2 protein-coding genes are annotated in these 3,808 nt (G+C 65.4%); one reads left to right on the forward strand and one right to left on the reverse strand.

Annotated features, from left to right (window positions below):
* Positions 1–803, reverse strand: an 803-nt coding sequence (locus B128_RS0100130) for an argininosuccinate synthase (protein ID WP_018110285.1), incomplete at its 3' end; no start/stop codon positions are given.
* Positions 804–1,186: 383 nt separating this feature from the next.
* On the opposite strand from B128_RS0100130, the gene B128_RS13285 reads away from it, so the two are divergent.
* Positions 1,187–3,652: a S8 family serine peptidase gene (locus tag B128_RS13285; protein ID WP_018110286.1), complete on the forward strand. Its 2,466-nt coding sequence runs from the start codon at positions 1,187–1,189 to the stop codon at positions 3,650–3,652.
* Positions 3,653–3,808: the final 156 nt, after the last annotated feature.

Raw genomic sequence — 3,808 nt, forward strand, 5'->3', positions numbered from 1 at the left:
CCCCGGGACTTCATGCCCACGAAGCGGTTCTCCACCAGGTCCACCCGGCCCACCCCGTGCCGGCCCCCGATTTCGTTAAGTTTTTGCAGGAGGGCGGCCGGGGAAAGCCTTTCCCCGTTCACCGCCACCGCATCCCCCCGCTCAAAGGCCACCTCCACGTACTCGGGAGTGTCCGGGGCCGCCTCGGGGTCTTGGGTCATGCGGAACATGCCCTGGGGGGGCTCGGCCCAGGGGTCCTCCAGCACCCCTCCCTCGTAGGAAATATGCAGGAGGTTGGCGTCCATGGAGTAGGGCTTCTCCTGGGTCACCGGCACGGGGATGCCGTGGGCCTCGGCGTAGGCCATCATCTCGGGCCGGCCCTTGAAGCTCCACTCCCGCCAGGGGGCGATGACCCGGATGTCGGGCTTCAGGGCATAGGCGGTGAGCTCAAAGCGCACCTGGTCGTTGCCCTTGCCCGTGGCCCCGTGGGCCACCGCCTCCGCCCCCTCCTCCTCGGCGATCTTCACCAAGTACTTGGCGATGAGGGGCCGGGCGATGGCGGTGCCCAGGAGGTAGTACCCCTCGTAAAGGGCCCCGGCGCGGAACATGGGGAAGACGAAGTCGCGGACGAACTCCTCCCTCAGGTCCAGGGCGATGGCCTTGGAGGCCCCCGTGCGTAAAGCTTTCTGCCGGGCCTCCTCCACCTCTTCCCCCTGGCCGATGTCCGCGGTGAAGGCGATGACCTCGGCCCCGTAGTTCTCCTTGAGCCACTTGAGGATGATGCTGGTGTCCAGCCCGCCGGAGTATGCCAGGACGATCTTCATGCTGACCTCGAGTCTACCCCCTGAGGGGCGCGCATAACTATACAACAAGGGAGCCCTCGTTGCCTACCTTTGGGCTACCGCGTCCGTGGAACCCCTGGCGTTTAGCCTCAGCATAAAAGTCTTCTTGACAATCCCGAAGGGCCTCTGGGTATACTCTGCTGGAGTCAAAATCGGTGGGGCAAAGAGGACAGACGAGGCATTGCGGCTTTTCACAGGTTCTTGGGCCATTCGGAAGAGGTGAAGGTATGCTTAGGAAGATTTTAAGTCTGGCGGTTGGGTTGGTTTTTCTTGCGGCCTGCTCTAACCTGCAGCAGGGTCAAAGGGGCGCAGAGCCCGTCCAGCCTCTGGGCTCCGGCCCAACGCCTCTGGGCGTCCTTGGGGAGATGGTGGACGAGAGCCCCACCCTTTGGCTGGTGGAGCTGAGCGGGCCGGCGACCATTGAAGGGGGTAACCCGGCCAACCTAGCCCAAGAGCGGGCCAATTTCCGTGCCTTAGCCCGGGCCAACGGGGTAAAGTTCCAAGAGCGCCTGGCGTACGAGGGGGTGTGGAATGGCCTTTCTGTACGGGCCACCCCAGCAGAAGCGGCTAAGCTCCGGGCCCTTCCTGGGGTAAAGGCAGTGTGGCCTGTCTTTACCGTGCCCATCCCGGAGGTGGTGGAAGGGGGCACCGCCCCTGAACTCTTTACCGCCGTCACCCAGACGCAGGTGGACCTGGTGCACAACAATATGGGCCTTACCGGCCGAGGGGTACGGGTGGGCATCATTGACACCGGCATTGACCTGGAACACCCGGACCTGGCGGGACGGATCGTGGCGGGTTGGGACTTTGTGGGCGATGCCTTTGACGCTTCTAACCCAAGCCGCCTCACCCCCAATCCCGACCCCAACCCCGACGACTGCAACGGCCACGGCACCCATGTGGCGGGCATTGTGGGGGCCAACGGCCGCGTCAAGGGCGTAGCCCCCGAGGTAAGCTTCGGGGCCTACAAGGTCTTTGGCTGTGAGGGTTCCACCACTTCCGATATCATCCTGGCCGCCTTGGAAATGGCCTGGAAGGACCGGATGGACGTGGTGAACATGAGCCTGGGGGCTGCGTTCCAGTGGCCCCAGTACCCCACGGCGGTGGCCTCGGACCGCCTGGTGAGGAAAGGCGTGGTGGTGGTGGCCTCCGCAGGGAACAGCGGGGCCAACGGGGCCTTCTCCCTGAGCGCTCCCAGCGTAGGGGAGAAGGTGATCAGCGTGGCCTCCTTTGACAACGTGGCCGTAACCTTGAGCATCTTCACCCTCAGCCCCGATGGCCGGGCCATCGGCTATACCCCGGCCACGGGTGCCCCCTTACCCCCCACCTCGGGCAGCCTGCCCATCAAGGCCACGGGTACGCCCACAGCCACAGCGGACGCCTGCTCCCCACTTCCTGCGGGTAGCCTCTCGGGGCAAGCGGCCTTGATCCGCCGGGGAGGGTGCACCTTCTACCAGAAGGCCAGAAACGCTGAAGCCGCCGGCGCGGCAGCGGTTATCCTCTACAACAACGTGCCTGGCCGCTTCTCCGCCACCGTGGCTGGCTCACCCCCTGTGAACATCCCGGTGGTGTCCATCAGCGATACCGATGGGGTTCTCATCTACCAGCGTCTGCAAACCGGGCCCGTGACCCTGACCTGGACGGACCAGGTGGCCTCCTTCCCCAACCCCACGGGGAACCTCATCAGCAGCTTCAGCTCTATCGGTCTTTCCCCCGACCTCACCTTGAAGCCCGACCTGGGGGCCCCGGGTGGCCTCATCTACTCCACCTATCCCCTGGAGCGGGGTGGGTATGCCCTCCTGAGCGGCACCTCCATGGCCGCCCCCCACGTGGCCGGGGTGGTGGCCCTCTACCTGCAAGCCCACCCCCGTACCCCCGCGGAAGAGGTACGGGACATCTTGCAAAACACCGCCAAGCCCCAGCGTCTATCCGTGGCACCCACCTCCGGCCTCCTGGAGATCGTCCACCGCCAGGGGGCAGGAATGGTGCAGGCCCTCGAGGCCCTGCGGAGCCCCGTCCGGATAACCCCAGCCAAGATCAGCCTGGGTGAGGTGGAGTCGGGTAGCGCCTATGCCACCCTGACGCTCAGCCACCTGGGCCCGGCCCCAACCACCTACACCCTGAGCCACCAGCCAGCCCCGGCCAGCCGCGGCACCTTCACCCTCACATACTTCAACGCCCCCGCCAGCGTGAGCTTCTCTCCCCCCTCCCTCACCCTGGCCCCTGGGGAGTCCGCCACCGTGGCCGTGAACATCACCCCCAACCCAGGCCTGGCCAACGGCAGCGTCTTCAGCGGCTATCTGGTGATCACGGACGAGGAGGGCCAAGTGGTGGCCCGGGTGCCCTACGCCGGCTTCAAGGGGGACTACCAGGCCATCCGGGTACTTGAACCCACCACCTTTGACTTCCCCTGGCTGGCGCGGCTTTCGGGGAATACATATACCCGGGTCACGGGCGAGGCCACCTTCACTCTGCAAGACGGGGACCTGCCCTACTTCCTGGTCCACCTGGACCACCAGGCCCAGGAGCTGGAGTTTGAGATCCTGGAGGCCCGCTCCCGTAGGCCCGTGCATCCGGTGTTCAACAAGTTCGTGGACCTGGAGTACGTGCCCAGGAACTCCACGGCCACCGGCTTCTTCGCCTTCGCCTGGGATGGTACGCGCATCCACAGCAACATGGACAACGGCCAAGGCCCCAACAGCCTCTTCAAAGTGGTGCCTAACGGGCGCTACATCGTGCGCCTCAAGGTGCTGAAGGCCCTGGGCGACCCGGGCAATCCCAAGCATTGGGAAACCTGGGAATCCCCGGTCATTGTTTTGGCTAGGCCATAGGCTCTAGGCGAAATGGGTCCGCCCGGGCGGGCCCATTTCGCTTTCTAGGGGCCCAAAAGAAGAGGCGTTGAACTGGGCCGCCAACCGGTCCGGCCCCTCGGCAAAACGCCCGCCCCAGGTCCTATGCCCCATGCCCCTCCCCTTCCCGCCCGGCCA

The sequence above is a fragment of the Thermus igniterrae ATCC 700962 genome (genome assembly GCF_000376265.1).
GTDB classification, from domain to species: Bacteria; Deinococcota; Deinococci; order Deinococcales; family Thermaceae; genus Thermus; species Thermus igniterrae.